5 protein-coding genes are annotated in these 23,142 nt (G+C 46.3%); 2 read left to right on the top strand and 3 right to left on the bottom strand.

Annotated features, from left to right (window positions below; genetic code table 11):
- The first annotated feature begins 19 nt into the window (after positions 1-19).
- Together FTW16_RS15005 and FTW16_RS15000 are read left to right on the top strand one after the other, a co-directional pair.
- Positions 20-18,964 (top strand): tandem-95 repeat protein, encoded by an 18,945-nt coding sequence (locus FTW16_RS15005; protein WP_146491667.1) that lies wholly within the window; start codon positions 20-22, stop codon positions 18,962-18,964.
- A 219-nt stretch (positions 18,965-19,183) separates the two neighbouring features.
- Positions 19,184-19,537: a hypothetical protein gene (locus tag FTW16_RS15000; protein WP_146491666.1), complete on the top strand. Its 354-nt coding sequence runs from the start codon at positions 19,184-19,186 to the stop codon at positions 19,535-19,537.
- 183 nt (positions 19,538-19,720) lie between these two features.
- Here FTW16_RS15000 and FTW16_RS14995 read toward each other — a convergent pair whose 3' ends face one another.
- From FTW16_RS14995 to FTW16_RS14985, 3 genes are all read right to left on the bottom strand, one after another.
- Positions 19,721-20,617, bottom strand: a complete 897-nt coding sequence (locus FTW16_RS14995; protein WP_146491665.1) for an RNA polymerase sigma factor RpoD/SigA — start codon at positions 20,615-20,617, stop codon at positions 19,721-19,723.
- Between the two features lie 407 nt (positions 20,618-21,024).
- Positions 21,025-21,357, bottom strand: a complete 333-nt coding sequence (locus FTW16_RS14990; RefSeq protein WP_146491664.1) for an Hpt domain-containing protein — start codon at positions 21,355-21,357, stop codon at positions 21,025-21,027.
- Complete coding sequence (locus FTW16_RS14985; RefSeq protein WP_146491663.1) at positions 21,351-22,940, bottom strand: response regulator; 1,590 nt, start codon at positions 22,938-22,940, stop codon at positions 21,351-21,353. The genes FTW16_RS14990 and FTW16_RS14985 overlap by 7 nt, the downstream gene beginning before the upstream one ends.
- Positions 22,941-23,142 lie beyond the last annotated feature (202 nt).

Below are 23,142 nucleotides of genomic sequence, written 5' to 3'. Positions count from 1 at the left end.
AGTAGCAACGGAGGCTGTAATGGCAGGCGAAAATAACCAAAACAACCAAAACGAAGATCTAAATGACGCGGTAGAACAAACGGACACGAACGACGCGGGTACACCCTCCCAACAGCAGAATCAACAAAATCAACAAAATACGATTGCGTCGACAATAGCGACGGGTGCTGAAAACACGGATGCGGCCGACGAGGTTAATCAGGCTTTAGAAGACAATCCGAGTGGCGCAGGTAATGCTGAAGATGCGTCGGCTTCTGGTGCGGCTGTTCAAGACGAGACGCCAGAAAGCGATGGAAATTCAGACGCAGCTCAATCCAATGTAGTCGGTGGTGCGGCTTCGGAAGCTGGTTCGGACAATGCTGCTGGTAGTGGTGGCGGAGCTGGAGCGGGCGCACAAGCTGTAGGTGGTGATAACGCAGAGTCTGTGACAGGCGGATCAGACGCTGAAGGTAATGAAGAACAAGGCCAAGCTGCACGAACCTCTGCAGCGCCGAGTTCTACATCTTCTGAATCGGGTGAGCAACAAGTCGGTGACGACCTCGATTCACAGACGGTAGAAGAGACATTCGCCGTTGATGTTCAAGCTTCAGATGAAGAGACAATCAGTGAAGTAGAAGATGACTTTGATTCCGAAACAGTAAGCGAAACGTTCAAAATCCAAGTAGAAAGTGAAAATGATGCGCCAGAAGCAGAACAAGATCTGGCTTACATCATGGATGAAGACGGTTCCATAACATTCACTCAAGAACAATTACTCGAATACGCAAGTGATGTAGATGGGGACGAGCTTGTTGCTTCGAACGTTCAAGTTGGTGCTGATGCAACAGTTCAAGACAATGGTGATGGTACTTTCACCGTTGTTCCTTCAGCTGACTTTAATGGTGAACTTGACCTTACTTTTGACATCAGTGACGGCCAAGAAACAATTAGCAGCGCAATTGATTTAACGGTACGTCCGATTAATGACGCGCCGGTTCCTGAAGATAAAACGTTTGAAATCGAGGAAGACGGAACGCTTGTCTTTACCGACGCTGACCTGTTAACAGGCGCTACAGACATTGAAGGTGACAACCTAACGGTTGAAGGTGTGACCTACGATGGTGGCGACGGTATTCTTACCGACAACGGTAATGGTACGTACACTTTCGCTCCAAACGAGAACTTCAATGGCGATGTAAACTTCGGCTTCAACGTGTCAGACGGCACCGACACGGTGTCTGCAAACATTGATGTTAGCGTGACTCCAGAGAACGATCCGCCAGTTGCTGGCTCTACGTCTTACACTGTTAATGAAGACAATTCGATTACCATTTCTGATGCACAACTATTGGCAACATCTTCAGATATTGAAGGTGATGTATCGATAGACAGCGTGACTTACTCGGGTAGTGATGGTGTCCTTGAAATCAATGGTAACGGCACTTACACCTTCTCGCCAAATGAGAACTTCAGCGGTGAAATTGCACTGGATGTGGTTGTTGCTGATGAAAATGGTGCGACTGACGCGACGACCGTGGGTATCAATGTTCTTGAAGTGAACGATCCGCCGGTTGCAGGCCCAACGTCTTACACCATTGATGAAGACTCTGTACTTACATTCAGTGAGTCACAAGTGCTACTGAATGCTTCTGATGTAGAAGGGGATGTTGAGCTTGTTGGTATTAACTACAACGGCCCTGACGGTATCTTCTCGGTAAATGGTGACGGCACTTTCAGCTTCGCTCCGAATGAGAACTTTAATGGCCAAGTTCAACTCGATGTGACCATTCGTGATGAAGACGGTGTAGAAGTTGATACCGTTATCAACGTGGATGTTCTGCCAATTAACGATGCACCAGTATCGGGTGATTTGGCTTACAGCGTTAACGAAGACGGTTCAATCACATTGAGCCAAGAGCAACTGTTGTCTCAAGCATCCGATGTTGAAGGCGAAGACCTGACCGCGAGCGACTTAACGGTTGATGGTAACGCAACGGTAACCGCTAATGATGATGGTAGCTTTACCATTGTTCCTGATGCGAACTTTAATGGTGACGTTGATATCCAATTCAACATCACGGATGGTACTGACACGGTTCAAGCAACCGCCGATCTTACGGTTAATCCAGTCAATGACTTGCCGGTTCCTCAAGACCAACAATTCAGCATTGAAGAAGACGGTACGCTGCAATTCACCGACGCTGATCTGCTTACTGGTGCCACCGATATCGATGGCGATGACCTCACCGTAGAAGGCGTCAGCTACACAGGCGGTGACGGTGTATTAACAGACCATGGTGATGGTACTTATACCTTTGCACCAAACGAAAACTTCAATGGCGATGTCAACTTCAGTTTCGATGTGTCTGATGGCACAGAAACGGTCAGTGCTAACATTGATGTGAGCGTGACACCTGAGAACGATCCGCCAGTTGCGGGCTCTACCTCGTATATGGTCAACGAAGACAACGCCATCACAATTTCTGATGAGCAATTGTTAGCAAACTCTTCTGACGTTGAAGGTGCGGTATCGGTTGATAGCGTGACCTACAGTGGCACCGATGGTGTGTTCCAAGATAATGGTGACGGCAGTTACACCTTCCTTCCTAATGAAAACTTCAGTGGCGATATCAGTCTTGACGTGATTGTTGCTGATGAAGACGGTTCGATTGATGAGACCACCGCGGGCATTACCGTTCTAGAAGTGAATGATCCACCGGTCGCAGGTCCAACGTCATACACCATTGATGAAGATTCCGTTCTTACATTCAGCGAATCTCAGATTCTAGTGAATGCCTCTGATGTTGAAGGTGATGTCGAACTAGTAGGTATCAATTACGATGGGGAAGACGGTATCTTCACTGTAAATGGTGATGGTACATGTAGCTTTGCACCAAACGAAAACTTCAATGGTCAGGTTCAATTGGGTGTGACCATTCAAGATGAAGATGGTGCGACGGTAGAGACACTGATTAATGTTGATGTACTGCCAATTAACGATCCACCAGTATCGGGCGATTTGGCTTACACCATCAACGAAGACAGCTCAATCACACTAAGCCAAGAGCAGTTACTGGCGCGAGCTGGTGATATTGATAGCGAAAACCTAGAAGTTATTAACCTTTCGACCGATGAAAACGCAACCATCCAACAAAACGATGATGGTAGCTACACCATTACACCAGACGCTGATTACAACGGCGACCTAGACTTGAGTTTCGATATCATCGATAACGATGGTGGTGAGGTTCAAGTTGGTCTTGATATCACAGTGAACCCGTTGAATGACTTGCCACAAGCGCAAGATCAACAGTTCACGATTGAAGAAGACGGTACGTTACTCTTCACCGATGCTGACCTACTTGCAGGCGCGTCAGATATTGATGGTGATGAACTGTCGATTGAAAATGTGCTCTACACGGGGGCTGATGGTGTTCTTAGTGATAATGGTGACGGCACTTACAGCTTTGCACCAAACGAGAACTTCAATGGTGATGTTCAATTCTCATTTGATGTTTCTGATGGCACGGGTTCAACAGCCGCCCATATTGATGTAAGTGTAACGCCGGAGAACGATCCTCCTGTAGCGGGCTCGACAGCTTATACAGTTCAAGAAGATGGCCAAATCACGATCAGTGATGAACAGCTATTAGCGAACTCTTCAGATGTAGAGGGTGATGTTGCTCTATCGAGTGTAACTTACGCTGGTGACGATGGTTCGTTCGTTGATAACGGAAATGGCACCTACACCTTCACGCCAAATGAAAACTTCGACGGAGACATCTCACTAGATGTTGTCGTCGTTGACGAAGACGGTGCAACGGCGACAACGACAGCGGGCATTGATGTCATTGCTGTCAATGACGGCCCTGAAACGTCCGGTATTGAAGCCGAAGTCGACGAAGATAATTCAATCACTATTACTCAAGAGCAGCTGCTTGCGAATGCTACTGACGTTGAGGGTGATGAGTTAACGGCGTCTAACCTTCAAACCAACGACCCTGACGCGACAATTGTTGCTAACGACGATGGTTCATTCACCATCACGCACACCGAGAACTTTAATGGCGAGTTGGACTTCACATACAGCATCAGTGATGGTGACAATGAAGTCCTGACCACACTCGATCTAACGGTTAATCCAGTTAATGATGCGCCAGAAGCGGGCGAAGAGATCTTCATCCAAGCGCAAGAAGACCAAACGGTTGGTGTGACGCTTCGTGAAGAACCTGCACTACGTTTAGACCAAGCGCCAGAAAACGGCATCATTGAAGCCAATCTTGATAATGAGTGGGTAGTACTCGAAGTTGGGCAAGAAGTTCCTGCCGATACAGAAGTACGCTTTGTACCAAGTGAAGATGCTTTAGCTGAGGGAACACATACCACACAAATTGGTACCTTCGACGATAACGCGAGCGTAGACGATTGGGGTACAGAAGTTGACCCTTACACTCGTGAGTTCTCGGATGGTGATTTAACGGTTACGGTTCAAAGTAACGATGATCCGCTTGGTGCGTGGAATGGTAATACCCACATTGGTCATGGTATCGGTGATACCGACCGTCAAGGCTTGAGTGGTGATGAAAAACTGACTATCTCGGTTGAAGGTCAAGACATCAATGAAATCAGCTTCCACCTAGATGGCTTGGGCGGTTGGTTCATGGAAGAGTCACGTCACTTTACTGAAGTCGAAATTCGCGCCTTCAATGAAGATGGCGACATGATTGACTCGATGACTTACCACAAAGAAGACCGTGGTACTTTCGAGACAGACTACACGTTAACCGTTGACCAACCAGTGTCTTACTTTGAACTCGGCACCGTCCAAGGAAATGGTACTTACGTTGTACAAAACATGACAGTGTCACAAACTTGTCATGATGAAGCCGTGTTTACATCGATTGGTGTAGACGGTTCTGAAATCACTGAAACGGTTGAATTGAACATCCATGCAGGTGACAACGAAATCGAGCTAACGGCTGATCTTCCTAATATCACTATCGATACTGAAGGTTCTGCTCAATTTGCTTCTGTTGTGATTACAGAAGAACAGTTACTGGCACAAGCATCAGATATCGATGGCGATGATCTTGATATTCAAAATCTTGAGCTGGTGGGTGAAAACTCAGAGCATGCAACACTGACTGACAACGGCGATGGTACTTGGACGGTGACACCAGATGAAAACTTCTACGGTGAAATTGAGCTAGGTTACCAAGTTTCTGATGGTGAGTTGACTGATGACAACATCATTAACATCAACTTTGAGTCGGTGAATGATGCGCCAATCGTTTCTGGTCCAATGGTTCTATCGACAGACGAAGACCAAGGTATTACGTTCAGTGCTGAGGATTTACTGTCGAACACTACAGATGTAGAAGGCGATGCGCTGTCTATTTCTGACATCACTTACGGTGGTGATGACGGTGATTTAGTCGACAATGGTGATGGTACATTTACCTTCATGCCGAATGAAAACTTCAATGGTGAAATCGACATTGATTACAAGGTATTCGATGGCACCGATGAAGTTGCAACCCATCTAGATCTGACCGTTGTACCTGTTAATGATGTGCCGGTTCCGGGTGAACCATTGCACACCCAAATGCTTGAAAATGGCTCTATGATCATCGAAGCGAAAGACCTATTGTCTGGCGCGACCGATGTTGATGGTGACATTCTTCATGTCGAAAACCTATTACTTGCAGACCAAACACAAGGTACGTTAACGGATAATGGTGATAATACCTTTACCTTCGAACCTGCAGAGGACTTCTACGGTGAAGTGAACCTGACCTTCGATATCAGTGACGGTCAAGCAAGCGCACCAAGTACTGCAAGAGTAGACGTTGAAATTGTCAACGAAGGCCCTGAAGTTAGCGGTCCAATTGAAGCCGCTGTTGATGAAGATGGTTCAATCACTATCACTCAAGAGGATCTGTTAGCGAATGCAACGGATGTCGATGGTGATAACCTTGAAGCGGTTAACTTTGCGACCAACGATCCAAATGCGGTTGTTGTAGAAAACCCAGACGGTAGCTTCACTATCACACCAAGCGCAGACTTCTTTGGTGAAATTGAATTTACTTACGATGTAACAGATGCGATCGAAACTGTTGCAGCTGACCTCAATCTAACCGTAAACCCAATCAATGATGCACCAGACGTTCCAGACATGTCTTTCACAACGGAAGATGGTCAAGCGATCACTATTACAGAAGCTGAACTATTAGCACAAGCGACCGATGTTGAAGGTGATGAGCTTTCCGTACTGAACGTGACAAGTGCGAGTGATACGGTAGATGTGACAGACAATGGTGATGGCACATACACATTAACGCCAGAGCAGGGCTTCTTTGGCAATGTTGACTTAACGTTTGATGTGAGTGACGGCACCGATGTGGTGGCTGCAAACATCGACCTAAAAGTTGAGTTCGTTAATGATGCGCCAGAAGCAACACCAATGGTTGCGGATGTCGACGAAGACGGTTCAATTCTCGTTACACAAGCGATGTTGCTGGAGAACGCGAGTGACCAAGATGGCGATGAGCTGTTTGCGAGCGCGCTAGAAACCAACGATCCGAATGCAAGTATCGTAGACAATGGCGATGGTACTTACACAGTGACACCTTCGGAAAACTTCAATGGTGATATCGCATTCACCTATGAAGTGAGTGATGGTGAACTCAGTACCGCCAATGACATGACATTGACCGTGAATCCGGTGAATGACATTCCAATTGTTGCCCCAGGCATGTACCACATCGAAGAGGATGGCAGCATCCTGTTCACTCAAGAAGATCTATTGAGTGGTGCGATTGATATTGATGGCGATGACCTTAGCGTTACCAGCATCAATTACTCTGGTGATGAAGGTACAGTCACCGACAATGGTAACGGCACGTTTAGCTTCGTTCCTGAAGAGCACTTTAGTGGTGACCTAGAGTTCAGCTTTACGGTTACCGACGGCACTGACGAGGTAGAACAAGACCTTAGCGTTCATATTGAAGCAGTCGCGGATGCACCGGATCTTGTGATAACCGATAGCGACGGCGTTAACGTTGATGACCAAGCTATTTTGGTCGAGCCAGGCGGCATTGTTGAACTGAACATTGCAGCGGCGCTTGTCGACCAAGACTTGTCTGAAACACTTACCGTAACCGTAGATGGTGTGCCAGAAGGTTCGGTTATTCAATACGATAACGAAGGCGTTCTGAATGACCAAGAGAACGGTATCACCAGTTACAACGATACTGAAATCACAGTAACTTTTGAAGGTGAAACTGCGGGATACCAAAACGCAGCGGGTTACTACAAAGTCGATGAAGACGGCAACATCACAGGTGTTGAAGTTGTTTACGAAAACGCGTCACAAGTTGGCGGCGGCGGTGACCTTGTTCCAGGACAAGACCAGTTCAGCTTCCAAGTTGAAGAAGGTGAAAGTTTCAATCTGTTCTTGATTCCAAACGGACATCAGCACAATGACTTTGACGCGATGCAGGAAGGTCAGTACGAGTTCCGTGCAGCGGATGGTTCGCCTGCAAACATGGATACGGTTGATCCTCAACTTGTATTTGTTGCGGCTGATGGAACTGAAACCGTAGTTCAAGGGCAGAATGGCGACGCGATCTTCCATGGTGGTTCAAGCTCTCAGTTAAACCAAGATGGTATCGAGCATACTCGCACGACGGTTAATGAAGATGGCGAGCTCGTTTACGGATTTGAAGATTTGTATGGCGGCGGTGATGCTGACTATTCAGACTTCAATTTCACAATCGATGTCGGTGAAGTGAACAGCCAAATCTACAGTGGTGAAGTGACGGTTGGCCCTGATGGTACGGTGAACTTACCGACAACGGCTATCGAAAACTCACTACAAATCCAGTTACCAGAAGACTTCAATGAGCAGCTTGAAGTTCATGTAACCGCAACCGCAACAGAGCTATCGAATGATGATTCTGAAACGGTTTCCCAAACCATTTACATTAACGCGACAGGCGCACACATTGAGCATGCACCTGAAGCACTTCCTGTTGCAGCAACAGTGGAAGAAGATGGTTCTATCATCATTACGCAAGAAGACTTGTTAGCTAATGCTCGTGATTTAGATGGCGACCAACTAACAGCGCTTAACTTAGCGACTGATGACGACAGTGTAACTATCACAGATAACGGTGATGGTACTTACACATTAACGCCAGATGCTGACTTCAATGGCGATGTTAGCTTTACGTTTGATGTGTCTGATGGTGATGATGTTGTCTCTACCAATCTAGAGCTAACGGTTTCACCAGTGAACGATGGTCCAGAAGCACAAGACCAAGCATTTACAGTCAATGAAGATGGTGTATTAACCTTCACAGACCAAGACCTATTAACAGGTGCGACGGACATTGAGGGAGATGACCTAAGTGTTGAAGGTGTAACTTACACTGGCGCAGATGGTGTTCTAACCGATAATGGCGATGGTACATACAGCTTCGCGCCAAACGAAAACTTCAATGGCGATGTAAACTTCTCGTTCAATGTATCAGATGGTACCGATACGGTAACCGCTAACATTGATGTCAGCGTGACGCCAGAGAATGATCCTCCAGTGGCGGGTAGCACGTCTTACACCGTTCATGAAGACAACTCCATTACGATCAGTAACGAACAATTGCTAGCGAACTCTTCAGATATTGAAGGGGAAGTCGCGATTGATAGTGTTACCTATAGTGGCAGTGACGGTGTTCTAGAAATCAACGGTAACGGCACATACACCTTCTCTCCAAACGAAAACTTTAATGGCGAAGTTAGCCTAGATGTGGTTGTTGTGGATGAAGACGATGCAGCCGTATCGACGACTGCGGGCATTACGGTTCTAGAAGTGAACGATCCGCCAGTTGCTGGCCCAACGTCTTACACTATCGATGAAGACTCGGTACTGACCTTTAATGAGTCTCAGGTTCTGCTGAACGCCTCTGATATTGAAGGTGACGTACAACTTGTTGAGATCAACTACGACGGTCCAGACGGAATCTTCTCAATCAATGGTGACGGCACATGTAGCTTTGCACCGAATGAAAACTTCAACGGCCAAGTCCAGTTGGATGTGACCATTCAAGATGAAGACGGCGCTCAAGTTGATACTCATATTACGGTTGATGTCTTACCAATCAATGATGTTCCAGTATCAGGAGACTTGGCATACAGCGTAGAGGAAGATGGTTCAATTACCTTGAGCCAAGAGCAACTTCTTTCTCAAGCGAGCGATGTAGACGGAGACGACCTTACTGCTTCTAACTTAATTGTTGATGGAGACGCGACAGTCGTTGCTAACGATGATGGTAGCTTTACCATTACACCAGATGCGAACTTCAATGGCGACATTGAACTAACGTTCGACATTAGCGACGGTACCGATACGCTGGTTGCGACGGCTGACCTCACCGTTAATCCAGTAAATGACCTTCCACAACCTCAAGATCAAACGTTCAGCATTGGCGAAGACGGCATCTTGAACTTCACAGATGAAGACTTGCTGACAGGGGCGACCGACATTGATGGGGATGACCTATCGGTTGAAGGTGTGACTTACACTGGTGCGGACGGTGTTCTTACTGATAATGGCGACGGAAGCTACAGCTTTTCGCCAAACGAGAACTTCAATGGCGATGTGAACTTCAGTTTTGATGTGTCAGATGGCACAGATACAGTCACTGCGAATGTTGATGTGAGCGTGACACCAGAGAACGATCCGCCTGTTGCAGGCAGCACGTCTTACACCGTTCATGAAGACAACTCAATTACCATCAGCGATGAGCAGCTTCTAGCTAACTCTTCGGATATCGAAGGTGATGTTGCAGTCGATAGTGTGACGTATTCAGGTACCGACGGTGTATTTGAAGACAACGGTGACGGCACTTACACCTTCTCGCCAAATGAGAACTTTAACGGCGAAGTTAGCCTTGATGTTGTTGTGACAGACGAAGATGGCGCAACCGAGGCGACTACCGCTGGAATTACGGTTCTTGAAGTTAACGATCCGCCAATCGCTGGCTCTACTAGCTATTCAGTGAATGAAGATGAAGTGATTACCATCAGTTCTCAACAACTGCTGGCTAATGCTTCAGATATCGAAGGTGAAGTAGCGATCGATAGCGTTAACTACACGGGTTCAGACGGTATCTTTACTGATAATGGAGATGGCACATTCAGCTTCGCTCCGAACGCTAACTTCGACGGCGATGTCAGCCTTGACGTAGTCGTGACTGATGAAGATGGCGCGACCGCAACTACCACTGCAAGCATTGATGTTCTGCCTGTGAACGATGCTCCGGTATCGGGCGACTTGGCGTACAGCATGGACGAAGATGGTTCAATTACGTTGAGCCAAGAGCAATTACTTGCTCAAGCGAGTGATGTTGACGGCGATGACTTAACAGCGGCTAACCTGACCGTTGGTGGTGATGCGACCGTCACTGCAAACGATGACGGTAGCTTTACTATCACACCAGATGCGAACTTCAATGGCGACATTGATTTGAACTTCGACATTACCGATGGTGATGCGACGCTTCAAGCAACGGCTGATCTTACCGTTAACCCTGTCAATGACTTGCCAACTGTCGGTGAGCCACAGTTTGTGACTCAAGAAGACACGAGCTTTACCTTCACAGAAGAGCAACTGCTGCAAAATGCAGGCGATATTGATGGCGATAATTTATCGGTTGAAAATGTCGCTTCTGACAGTGGTTCACTGGTTGATAACGGCGACGGCACCTACACATTTGCTCCGAATGAAAACTTCGACGGCAATGTGAATGTGACCTTCGACGTGAATGACGGTACAGCGATAGTACCAGCAGAAGCGACGATTGATGTTCAATCTGTGGTTGATATGCCAGAGCTGTCGATTGCGTCTGACTTGGTGATTGCTTCAGACAACTTCGAGTCTGGCTCGAACGGCTGGAATACGGGCACTGAAAGCTCACAAGGCTTCGAATCAGGTGACATGCTAGGTCGTATTGGTGGCACTGGTGGCGATGAAGCAGTCAGCAAAACTTACGACATTCCAAGTGATGTGAGCGAAGTTAATATCTCGTTCAGTTTCTACGAAATCGATTCTTGGGATGGTGAGTCATTCCAAATCTTTGTCGGCGGCGAAGAGCTTACCTCGTTAGATAACTCTGCGTTCCGTACTCAAGATGGCACGACAACGTTGTACGATTCAGCGGGCAATGAAGTGGGTGAAGTCGTTCATGGCGTATCACAAGGTGAAGGCTTCAGTGGTTGGAATGACCAAGCACACCAAATCAACCTAACGGTACCAGTTGAAGATGGTCAACTTGAGTTAGGCTTCGGTTCAACCTTGAACCAAGGTGTGAGTGATGAGTCGTTTGGCATCGATAACATTGAAATCACAGTGTCTGATGCGGATTACCAAATTATTGGTACCGAAGATACGCCAGTACCACTGGATATTGATGCGGCGTTAACCGATACCGATGGCTCAGAAAACCTTGCTATCTTGATTGAAGACGTGCCGGAAGGTAGCTCGCTTTCTGCAGGTACCGATAACGGTGATGGCACATGGTCGTTGCAACCAGGCGAGCTAGAAGGGCTAGAGTTTATCCCTTCAGGTGATTTCAATGGTGATGTGGTACTAACGGTCAATGCGACATCAACGGATGTTGATACAGGAACAACCGCAACGGCAACGCAAGATGTGACGATTCATATCTCGCCAGCGAATGATGCGCCAGAAGTTGATGGTGATATCAGTGCCGTTACGGCCGAAGACAACAGCATCACGCTAACTCAAGAGCAGTTGCTAGAGCACGCTGTCGATATTGATGGTGATGACCTATCCGCAATCAATCTAACCACTAATGACGAAAATGCGACCGTTGAAATGAACGACGATGGCAGCTTCACCATTACTCCGAGTGAAAACTTCAACGGTAATATCGAATTTAGTTACGATGTCACTGATGGGGAAGAGATGGTTGCTGCTGGCCTAGACTTGACGGTAACACCAGTCAATGACGCGCCACAACCACAAGATCAAACGTTCAGCATTGGTGAAGACGGCATCTTGAACTTCACAGATGAAGACTTGCTGACGGGTGCTACCGATATCGATGGGGATAACCTATCGGTTGAAGGTGTGACTTACACTGGTGCCGACGGTGTTCTTACTGACAATGGCGACGGAAGCTACAGCTTTGCGCCAAACGAGAACTTCAATGGTGATGTGAACTTCAGCTTTGATGTGTCAGATGGCACGGATACCGTTCAGGCCAACATTGATGTCAGCGTGACACCAGAGAACGATCCGCCTGTTGCGGGTAGCACGTCTTACACAGTTCATGAAGACAACTCAATTACCATCAGCGATGAGCAGCTTCTAGCTAACTCTTCGGATATTGAAGGTGATGTTGCCGTTGATAGCGTGACTTACTCTGGCACAGACGGTGTCTTTGAAGACAATGGCGATGGTACTTACACCTTCTTACCAAACGAAAACTTCAATGGTGAAGTTAGCCTAGATGTTGTCGTTACCGATGAAGAGGGTGCAACAGAAGCGACAACCGCGGGTATTAGTGTTCTTGAGGTGAACGATCCGCCAATCGCAGGTGTAACCAGCTACTCAGTGAACGAAGACGAAGTTATCACCATAAGTTCAGAGCAACTGTTGGCGAATGCTTCTGATATCGAAGGTGAAGTGGCGATTGATAGCGTTAACTACGCAGGCGCTGACGGCATCTTTACTGACAATGGTGACGGCACATTTAGCTTCGCACCAAACGCGAACTTCGACGGAGATGTTAGCCTCGATGTAGTTGTGACCGATGAGGATGGTGCAACGACGGCCACGACGGCAAGCATTGATGTTCTGCCAATTAACGATCCACCAGTATCGGGTGACTTGGCATACAGCATTGATGAAGATGGTTCGATTACTCTGACTCAAGAGCAGTTGCTATCTCAAGCATCTGATGTGGATGGCGATGACCTGACCGCAAGCAACCTAAGCGCAGGCGATAATGCATCCGTAGTTGATAATGGCGATGGTACCTTCACGGTAACACCGGATGCTGACTTCAATGGCGATATCGACCTAAGCTTTGATATTTCGGACGGTACTGAGACGATTTTGGCGAACGCCGATCTGACGGTAAACCCGGCCAATGACTTGCCAACGACATCTGATGTTTACGCGAACGTTGATGAAGACAACGTCATCACTATCACACAGGAGCAGTTACTAGCGAATGCCGCTGATATTGAAGGTGATGACCTTGTCGCTTCCGACTTAACCTTGGTCGGTGACGATGCAACGATTGTCGATAATGGTGATGGTACGTTCTCAATCACTCCAAGCGAAAACTTCAATGGCTACATCGATGTTGCCTACAGCATCAGCGATGGCGACACACCAATTGCCGCTAACTTGGGCTTGACCGTTGATCCAGTTAACGACGCGCCAATTGTTTCTGCTGATGTGGCGATAACCATCGAAGAAGATGGTTCATACACAATCACTCAAGAAGAGCTCCTACAATTCGCGACTGACATCGAAGACGATGACATGACCGCAATTATCGGAGAGCCGGGTGATGAAACAACCGTAACCGGTACCGTGTTGGATGCTGAAACTGGCAATCCAATCGCAGGTGCGGATGTGACGTTAACCGACAATGCGGGTCACTCTTACACAGCGGTGACCGATCAATCAGGTAACTACTCTGTGAGCGGTCCTGTTGTTGACCAAGGTACCGTTACTATTGAACAAGAAGGCTCTATTACTAGCAGCTTCCTAGTTCCAGCTGGTGAAGATACCAACGGTGGCGTAACTGCAATATCTGAAGTACTTGAAGAAACAGATATGCGTATCGTGGTGACCTGGGGTGAAAGCCCACGCGATATGGACAACCATCTATGGCTCTACGATACAGAGAATGGTAACGAGCTAGACCATATTTACTACCGCGACATGAGCCATGATCTTGGTGAAGGTAACGTAGTTCAGCAAGATGTGGATGATGTAAATGGCCACGGCCCTGAAACCATCACCATTCCGAACTACCAAGATGCAGACATGCACTATTCAGTACACAACTACACCAACAGAAGTTGGGATGTGGATGGTGTTGAAGATGTGCAAGTTCAGGTGTTCGTTGGCGATACGCTGGTAGAAACGTTCAGTCCAGATTTAGCAGATAACCCATCGGGTGATCACTGGCATGTATTCGATATCGTGAACGGCGTGATTGTTCCAAGCCAAGATGTCGGTACACAAAATGCGTTTGATTTGCCAACGGCAGAAGAAGCCCTTGCGAATGAAAATGGCATCGACATCTCTGAATTGCTAAGTGGCGATGAAGATGGTGACTCTGGTGATACGGATGGTAACGAACCAAGTGTTGGTGATATTTCCATCGACAACGCGCTAATCACTGATAACGGTGATGGTACTTACACCATTACGCCGGAAGAGAACTTCAACGGTGAATTTTCCATTAGCTACAACGTGGATGATGGTAACGGTGGGGTGACTCCAGCTGAGCTAGATGTGACCGTAACAGCAGTCAACGATCTTTCTGTGATTTACGATCATGACTACACCATTAATGAAGATGGCTCGTTGACCTTCACTGATGAGCAGTTACTGGCTGGTGCGACGGATATCGATGGCGATGACCTTTCTGTTGAATCAGTTAACTACGAAGGCACCGACGGTGTGTTCACGGATAACGGCGATGGCACTTATACCTTCGCTCCAAACGAGAACTTCAATGGCAGCGTCGACCTTACTTACGATGTCAGCGATGGCACCGATGTGGTATCGGCAAACATTGATGTTCAAGTTGTTCCAATCAATGACGTACCTGTAGCAGGCACAACCTCTTACAGCGTTGAAGAAGATGGCAGTATCACCATAAGCGATGCACAACTTCTGGCGAACAGCTCAGATGTTGAAGGGGATGTCTTTGTTAGCGATGTTAGCTACAGCGGCACAGATGGTGTGTTCACGGATAATGGTGATGGCACTTACACCTTCTCGCCGAACGAAAACTTTAACGGCGACATCAGTCTTGATGTGTCTGTTATGGATGAGGATGGTGCAACGGCTGAAACAACGGCAGGTATCGACGTTATTGCCGTAAACGACCTACCAGTTGCAGGTTCAACGACCTACAGCGTCGATGAAGATAATGTGATTATTATCTCTGATGCTCAGCTGCTTGCGAACAGCTCAGACATTGAAGGTGATGTATCCGTTAGTGACGTTTCTTACTCGGGTGCAGGCGGTATCTTTACTGATAACGGTGACGGTACTTACAGCTTCGCACCAAACGAAAACTTCAACGGTAATGTCAGCCTAGATGTGACGGTTGCAGATGAAGATGGCGCAACTGCGCAAACTACCGCAGGCATTGACGTTATCGCAGTCAATGACGCTCCAGTCTCTGGTGACTTGGCTTACTCCGTGGATGAAGATGGTTCAATCACCCTAAGCCAAGAGCAATTACTGGCTCAAGCTTCAGATGTGGATGGCGATGACCTTACGGCTGCTAACTTAACGGCAGGTGACAACGCAACAGTAACGGCAAACGATGATGGTTCATTTACGATTACACCGGATGCGGACTTCAATGGCGACATTGACCTAAGCTTCGATGTTTCAGATGGCCTTGAAACCGTTCAAGCAGGCGTTGACCTAACAGTTAACCCAGTGAACGACTTGCCTACGGCTGAAGACCAAAACTTCACCGTTGAGGAAGATGGAACGCTAATCTTCACGGATGCAGACCTACTAGCAGGCGCTGCAGACATTGACGGCGATGACTTGTCTATCACGGATGTGTCTTACACGGACGCAGAAGGTGTGTTCACGGATAATGGTGATGGCACTTACAGCTTTGCTCCAAACGAGAACTTCAATGGCGATGTAAACCTTGGCTTCACAGTGTCTGATGGCACTGAGACAGTTGATGCCAGTATTGATGTGACCGTAACCGACATTAACGACGCACCAGTGGCGGGTTCAACGTCTTACCAGATGAACGAAGATGGCACGATTACCATTAGCCCTGAGCAGTTGATTGCTAACAGCTCAGACGTTGATGGTGAAGTGTCGCTTGAAAGCGTGACTTACACTGGCTCTGATGGCGAATTGGTTCAAAACGATGATGGTTCTGTGACCTTTACGCCGAGTGAGAACTTTAACGGTGATATCAGCCTAGATGTGGTTGTAACCGACGATGACGGTGCAACCGCGACAACAACGGCGGGCATTGAAGTTCTGGCTGTGAATGATGGACCTGAGTCGGAGGATGTGAAACTCACCACAGCCGAAGATAGCACCATTCTTATCACACAAGACATGTTGTTAGCTCAAGCTACCGACATCGATAACACCGCAGACGAGCTGTCAGCATCTGGTCTACAAATCGACCCTAGCTTGGGTGAGTTGTTAGACAACGAAGATGGTACTTGGTCATTCACACCAAACGAGAACTTCAATGGCGATGTGCCAATGACGTTTAACGTGAGCGATGGCCAAGAGACAATCTCAGTAGACGGCAATATCGACGTCACGCCAGTGAACGATGCACCTGAAGCGCCAACCATTGAGATGCAAGGCGAAGAAGATGTAGTCATGGTGATTGACCCAGCCTACATCGCGGATCAAGTCACAGATCTTGATGGTGACGAGATCAGTATCGAAAGCATCACGGTTCGTGCTCCAGCTAATGCGACCTTAACTCAGCAGCCAGACGGCATGTATCACTTAGTCACTACTCAAGACTTCAATGGCTTGGTAGAACTGGGATATCAAGCAACTGATGGCGAAGAAGTGGTTGATGGTTCGCTGAATGTGGATGTGATTCCAGTTAACGACGCTCCATTCAATGTCGGTAACGCGATGATGACCACAGACGAAGATGGCGCGTTCACCTTCGATGCTGGCGACTTGATGAACCTGTTCGGTGACATTGATACGGCTGACCTTGTGGTTTCACGCATTATCACCGCCGACGGTGAAGATGGCGGAGAAGTCACAGACAACGGCGATGGTACTTGGACATTCACACCAACCGGTGACTTCGCAGGCGTTTCAGACCTACAAGTTGTCGTGAGTGACGGTGAGTTTGAAACGGTTCTCGATGTTCCTGTGTACGTTCGCCCTGTTGCGGATGGCGCGGTGATTACCACTGACCATGACGGTCCTTTAGTCTTCGGTGAAGATGAAACGGGTCACTTAGGACTGAATGTTGGCCTAGTCGATGATTCAGAAACACTAAGTAACTTGGTGATGACAGGTTTCCCTGTTGGATTCGAAGTAACCGACGGTGTGAACACAGTAATGATCACTGAGCCGGGTCAATACATCGACCTGTTCGACTGGGATATTTCAAACATTCAAATGACGCCTCCTGAAGACTTCCATGGTGAGTTCTTCGTAACCGTAAGTGCAACAACGGTCGATTACGGAGATGAGCCAGAAGCGTTCGAAGATGGCATCGACTCTGGTGACTTCGAAACGGTAGCGGGTGATTCCATTATCCTTACCGCGGACGACCTAATCGGGTTGGCTGAAAATGTGGATGCAGACAGCGACGATGAAGTGAAACTGGTTCATCTAGCAGACCGCAGCCAAGGTGAGATTGTCGATAATGGCGATGGTACTTGGACGTTCACACCGGCACCGGGCTTTACTGGCGAAGCAGACATTGCTTACGTGGTCGATAAAGATGGCGTGCTTCATGACGAGCAGACTGGCGTGGTCGTGAAAGAGGGCGATTCACAAGATAATGCAGCTCCAGAAGTTAACAGCATCACAACCACTGAAATTGCAGCGGACGCTACCTTGTCGTTCACTGATCAAGATATGTTAGCGAACCTAAGCGATGCAGAAGGCGATAGCTTGAGCATTGAGTCAGTGAGCTTGATGGAAGGTCAGGGCGTGATAGAGAGCGATAACCAAGGTAATTATCAATTCACACCTGCTGAAGATTACACCGGAGATGTTCAAGTTGGATTTATAGCGACCGATGGCGAAAACCGCATCGAAAGTTTCTTCAACGTGGATATTCAAGGTGGCGATGAATCAGCAGCGAGTGAAGGTTACGCCTTAGCGGATGACGGTTCATTAACTATCACAGAGTCTCAGCTGGTGGATGAGTTAGGCGTTAGCGATACAGCACAAGTTGTTGATGTTGCAGACGCGAATGACGCAGGCTTTTTCGCTGAATCTGGGGAAGGCGAATGGACATACTGGCCAAACGAAGACTTCGACGGCAACTTAGTGATGAATGTCGACGTTAACGATGGTGGTGAAGTATCGAGCCATAGCTTAAGCATCCAAGTAGCTGATGATTCAGCACAGAGTGATGAACCACAAGTACAAGCCGCTCAAGCAACTGAAGAGCAGCAAGTGGACGTCGCACAACAAGCTGATGACCAAGCTCAAGACAGTGAAACAGAAACTGAAGATAGCGTTGCTGATGTGACAGCGGCTCCGGGCGATACCATCTCTATCTCGATTCCAGATGAGGTGAGTGGTAACGAGTCGGTTGATTACGCTGAAATGTCTGGCTTACCTGAAGGTTCTACAGTGAGTAACGCACTGGATAACGGTGATGGTAGCTTCACAATCAGCGGCAACTTAGATCAGTCTGTATCGGTTGAACTTCCTGAGGGTTACGAAGGTACTAGTGAGATCCAATTCCAAGGTTACGACGAATTGGGTAGTTCGATAGACGGTGCAAGCGGCTCTGTTGAAGTTGAGGTTGATGATCAATACACCATGCAAGGTTCTACTCAAGAGCAGCAACCAGACATGGCCGGAATGGAATCTGGTGGCAGCGATTGGACAAGTGCGGGTGGTCAAGACCAAGGTGTTGACTTCACGGACGACTCTGGAAGCTTCGATTCAGACTCTCAAACTGGAACCGATCAAGGCAACGACTTCGATCAAAGCTCGATCTAACCAGAAAGGTTGGGTTCGTTTGAGCCCACACATAGATAGGGCAGTGTAATGTTGCCCTCATCAAAGCCATGCAGAACGCGCTTTGCATGGCTTTTTTATTTGTGCTGTATTGCTCGTCACTTGCTATGACAAATTGCTGTTAAAAGCTGGGCATTAAAACTTGTGAACCAATAAAAATGTCCTTAATTATTAGAAGAGTCAGTTAAAAGGAGGGACAACATGTATCGATATGTCAGTTCACCACAAGCATCCAAATACATCGTGCCACCACCTCAGCATCGAGAGTTGTCGAGTGTTGATGTACCTGAATCTGAATTGGAGATGCGAGAAATTCTAAACAATTGGTTTGCCGATGGTTTAGCACCGATTATTCAAAGTGATGACGATTATATTTCTGCCAGCGATCAAGTTCGATTTGAGAAACTCAGCCGTACGGTTGGAATGTTATTGAGGAACAAAGATTATTACTTCGCAGCCAAACGTATCTTGTCTGTGTGGGAACAAGATTGTCTTGAAACCACTTATATCCACTATCTCATTTTACGCAGTGAGCGAGTCACTTCTCTAACGTAAGCTAATAACGTGGAGTTCCCCATTAGCGATTTTAGGGTTCGTGTGCTTACTATCCTGTTGTTTTCTAGCGAATTAGGCAAACAAAAAGGGCAAGTTTGGAGGCTCACCCTTAAGGTTCTTTCATAGCTAACGTTGTTGTTTGACTTAACGTTATTTTCACCCACTTCTCAGCAGGGTTGCGATTTACACCCAACCATCAAATTTGAGTCGTTTTTGAATTCTCTCAACCGCTTCTTTCTGCATTTGTCTAACACGTTCATTAGAAACATTCACATCCAACATTTGTCCGACCTCAGACAGCGTTTTCACCTTGTTATCAAAGAAACCAAAACGGTGGATGAGCACCTTTTGTAATTTTGGAGGAAGTGTATTGATGATTTGTTCTAGAGCTTGGGTAAAGGATTGATCTTCACAATCTTGTTGAGGGTTGGGGGTATATTCACTTTCGCATTGATCAAGCACCATTGGCGCATGGCTGGTTCCAACCGTTGTCGTCACGTCAATAAATCCGCTTAACGCTACCAGTTGATTGACGCGTTCGGCCTTAACACCTGAACTGTCGGATAGCTCAGAAATTGAAACCTCTTTACTCATTTTTTTGCTCACATCGAGCTTCTTTGAGGCGAGGCTGTTTATTTCTTTGCAAACGTGAGCTGGCAATCGAACGGTACGACCCGTGTTCATTAATGCGGCTTCGATACTTTCGCGGATCCACCAAACAGCATAGGTTGAAAAACGATAGCCTGGTTCTGGATCGTATTTATCGATGGCCTTAATCAAGCCAATGTTACCTTCCTCGATCAGGTCGAGCAGCGTGAAGTTGTTGCCTTTACGTTTTAGGTAATTCTTTGCGATTTTCACAACAAGGCGCAGGTTTGATTCGATCATGACATCACGTGCTTTTTTATCACCCGCGCGATTCAATTTTGCGTAATACACCTCATCTTCACGCGACAGCAGATCAATACCTACAATATCCTTCAGATAATGAGCATAAGGGTCTGCACTGGTAGAAAATGATTCGGTAATGGGTGTTTCATCCGTGAGCCCCTGAAACGCAGCAAAACTATCATTGTTCATTTCCTTGTCCTTATCTAGCCGACTGAACGTTTTATTATTATGCTATCAAGTGATTAACGCTTGGTTTCATTAGAGTGTAGATAACAGTTTCTTTTTTACCAATGAATAAAATGCAATCTCGTATGTTTATGTCACAAAAAGATCTACAAATATTTAACTATTTTGCATCTCATCAAATCTGTTGGTTTTCCATTTAAAACATTAAGATGGCTGGTTTATAAAGCATGTGTTATGCATTGCTTTGTCTAGATAAATTACCTGAATTTATAGGTGTGGGTTAGATCTATAATTGAGATGGGAGATGATAAAAGAAATGGTAAGAGTCGAGGTTCAATGTTTCCAAGTGCCTCAACTCTTTTGGCTATGTCGGTTATTAAGCATCGCCATGCACGTCTTAATTCTATCGACTAATAAGTGCTAAGAACCTCATTGATTTGCTGATTAATGATTTTCATTTCGCTGTAGATAACTGAAAGATCATCATCTTGCGGCGCAAGCTTATTGAGTGTGTTTTGTTCTACTCTTTCTAATGCAACAGTGGCCGTTTCTTCCCCAAAGCTGGCTAAGATGCCTTTTAAGGTGTGTACAGTAAAATGAAGCTTGTCCCAATCTTGTTGCTGAACCAACTCTTCGATTTCTTGTAGCGAATTGCCATGATCTTCTTGATAGGTAGACAAAACGGCGTAAATGACTTCTCTGTCGTTGTCTAAATAGGCATTTAAAGCATCAAAGTCTAGCATGTGGACTCCTGTCGGCTGCATGTTGAGAATGGGCTAGGCGGCTTAGTGGAAAAACCATACCGTGATGAATCACTAATCCATTGATTCCATTTTGGAGGAAGTTCTAATTGTAAGATTTCTTCTAAATAGTCGTCGCTAAGTTTCTCTTCTATATGAGCTTTATGGACTGCATATATATAGTCAAGTTTGGCGGCAACTGAATATGGGTAACTGTGAATGTAGTCCTTTAATTCCTGGATCGACCCAAAGTTTTCAATGTTTATACACGTTGAAGGGTCGACATTTTTGGACTCAAGTTTGTGACTTACTGTTTCTCCACGAGATTTTAGACATTCGACCGCTAAGTGATAAAGAGAGTACTCACCAAAATGGACGAGCAGTGGTAATAACTGTGTGAGTAAGTAAGTCGGTTGGCTGTGGAAATTATTCGCTAACAGTGCCGAAGCTCTAATCAATTTTTTGTGGGCAACCTGAGGACTATTTTCGATGAGCAATATGCTGCTCTGAAATAGGGCAAGGCTGGTCAGAACTTGCTGCTGTTGTTTTACCGGAAGTTTGAGGTTTACCAACTCTGTGAATTGCTTTGCGTGCTCAAGTAAAATCCGTTTGTCCTTGAGTTTTGCCTCTCGTTGATAGGTCGCGTTTAACGAATTAAAGTGCGCACCAATTGAGTGGATGACATCAATGTCGGCAGCTGAAATGTGGTTTGCGTACATCTCACCTAACTTTATGATCATATGTGTGTTGTTTGCATTTTCTGCTAAGTCAATCGCTCTGATTGCACGGTGGCTGATACTCGGTGTCATTTCAAATGCGCGAATAGCCAGTTTAAGAGCTGGCAACAGCATCTTATGTTTTTCATAGATGCAGCTTAAGCAGTCAATAACGTTCAATGAGAGTGGCTGAGCTATCAGAAAGTTGTGTAGCTTATCTATTGCTAAATTTGGCTTACCTAAGCTGTCCAAAATGAGAGCTTCAGCAACCAATTTTGTTGGGTGCATGTTGGTTTTAGAGTTGTTAATGACGCTAGAGAGCAACTGCCATTTTTTGCCTGCAATTAAATGTTCAATTAATGTCGCTTCAAACTGAACGTTAGTGCCGTTAGGGGAGATCGCTAAGGCTTGTGTCAAACTATCCTGATTGGTGATTGGATATAAATCATTCAGTTGGGTAAGTTTCTTTGATACAGACACAGCACGTTGTATCTTTTTACCAAGCATCTGAGTATGAATTGGTTTAGAGACGAAATGATGTGCTTCACCGGAAAGAGCGGTTAATACCGTTTCTTGACGCATATCACCGGAAACAAGAATAGTGGCTACCGTATGATCGATGAGCCTGTTTCGATAGAGGATTCCCAAAAGTTCAAACCCGGTAAAGGATTGCTCTAAATGGTAGTCGATGAGAAGTACATGAAAAGAGTGCGTTTCGACCGCTCTAATAGCTTGTCGATAGTCGGTCGCAATAAAGATGCAATCATGTGAAATGCCTAAGCTCGAGAGTTGCTGCTTTATAAGAATAGTTGCACTCTTAGAGTCGTCGACAATTAAAACTCGTAGGTCAGGTGGTAAGGTCAAATCCATTTTCCTCAATACCAAATGTTATTTTTAATTTAGGCGTCAAGTTGCACATTGTCAAGGTGCCAATATCACATACAAACACTCAATAAACTATTGGTAATTAAGGAGTATTCGATAACATTTATGAAAGACTTCAAACGCAGGTTACTTTTGCCTGATTTTTGTAGGGTTATACGTGTTTTAGAAATAAAAAAGAGGCAAGTCG

Origin of the sequence: Vibrio sp. T20 (genome assembly GCF_007858795.1) — a bacterium.
In the GTDB taxonomy this organism is placed as follows: domain Bacteria; phylum Pseudomonadota; class Gammaproteobacteria; order Enterobacterales; family Vibrionaceae; genus Vibrio; species Vibrio satsumensis.
The sequence above is the reverse complement of the archived record's forward strand: the minus strand, read 5'-3'. Positions and strand labels throughout refer to the sequence as shown.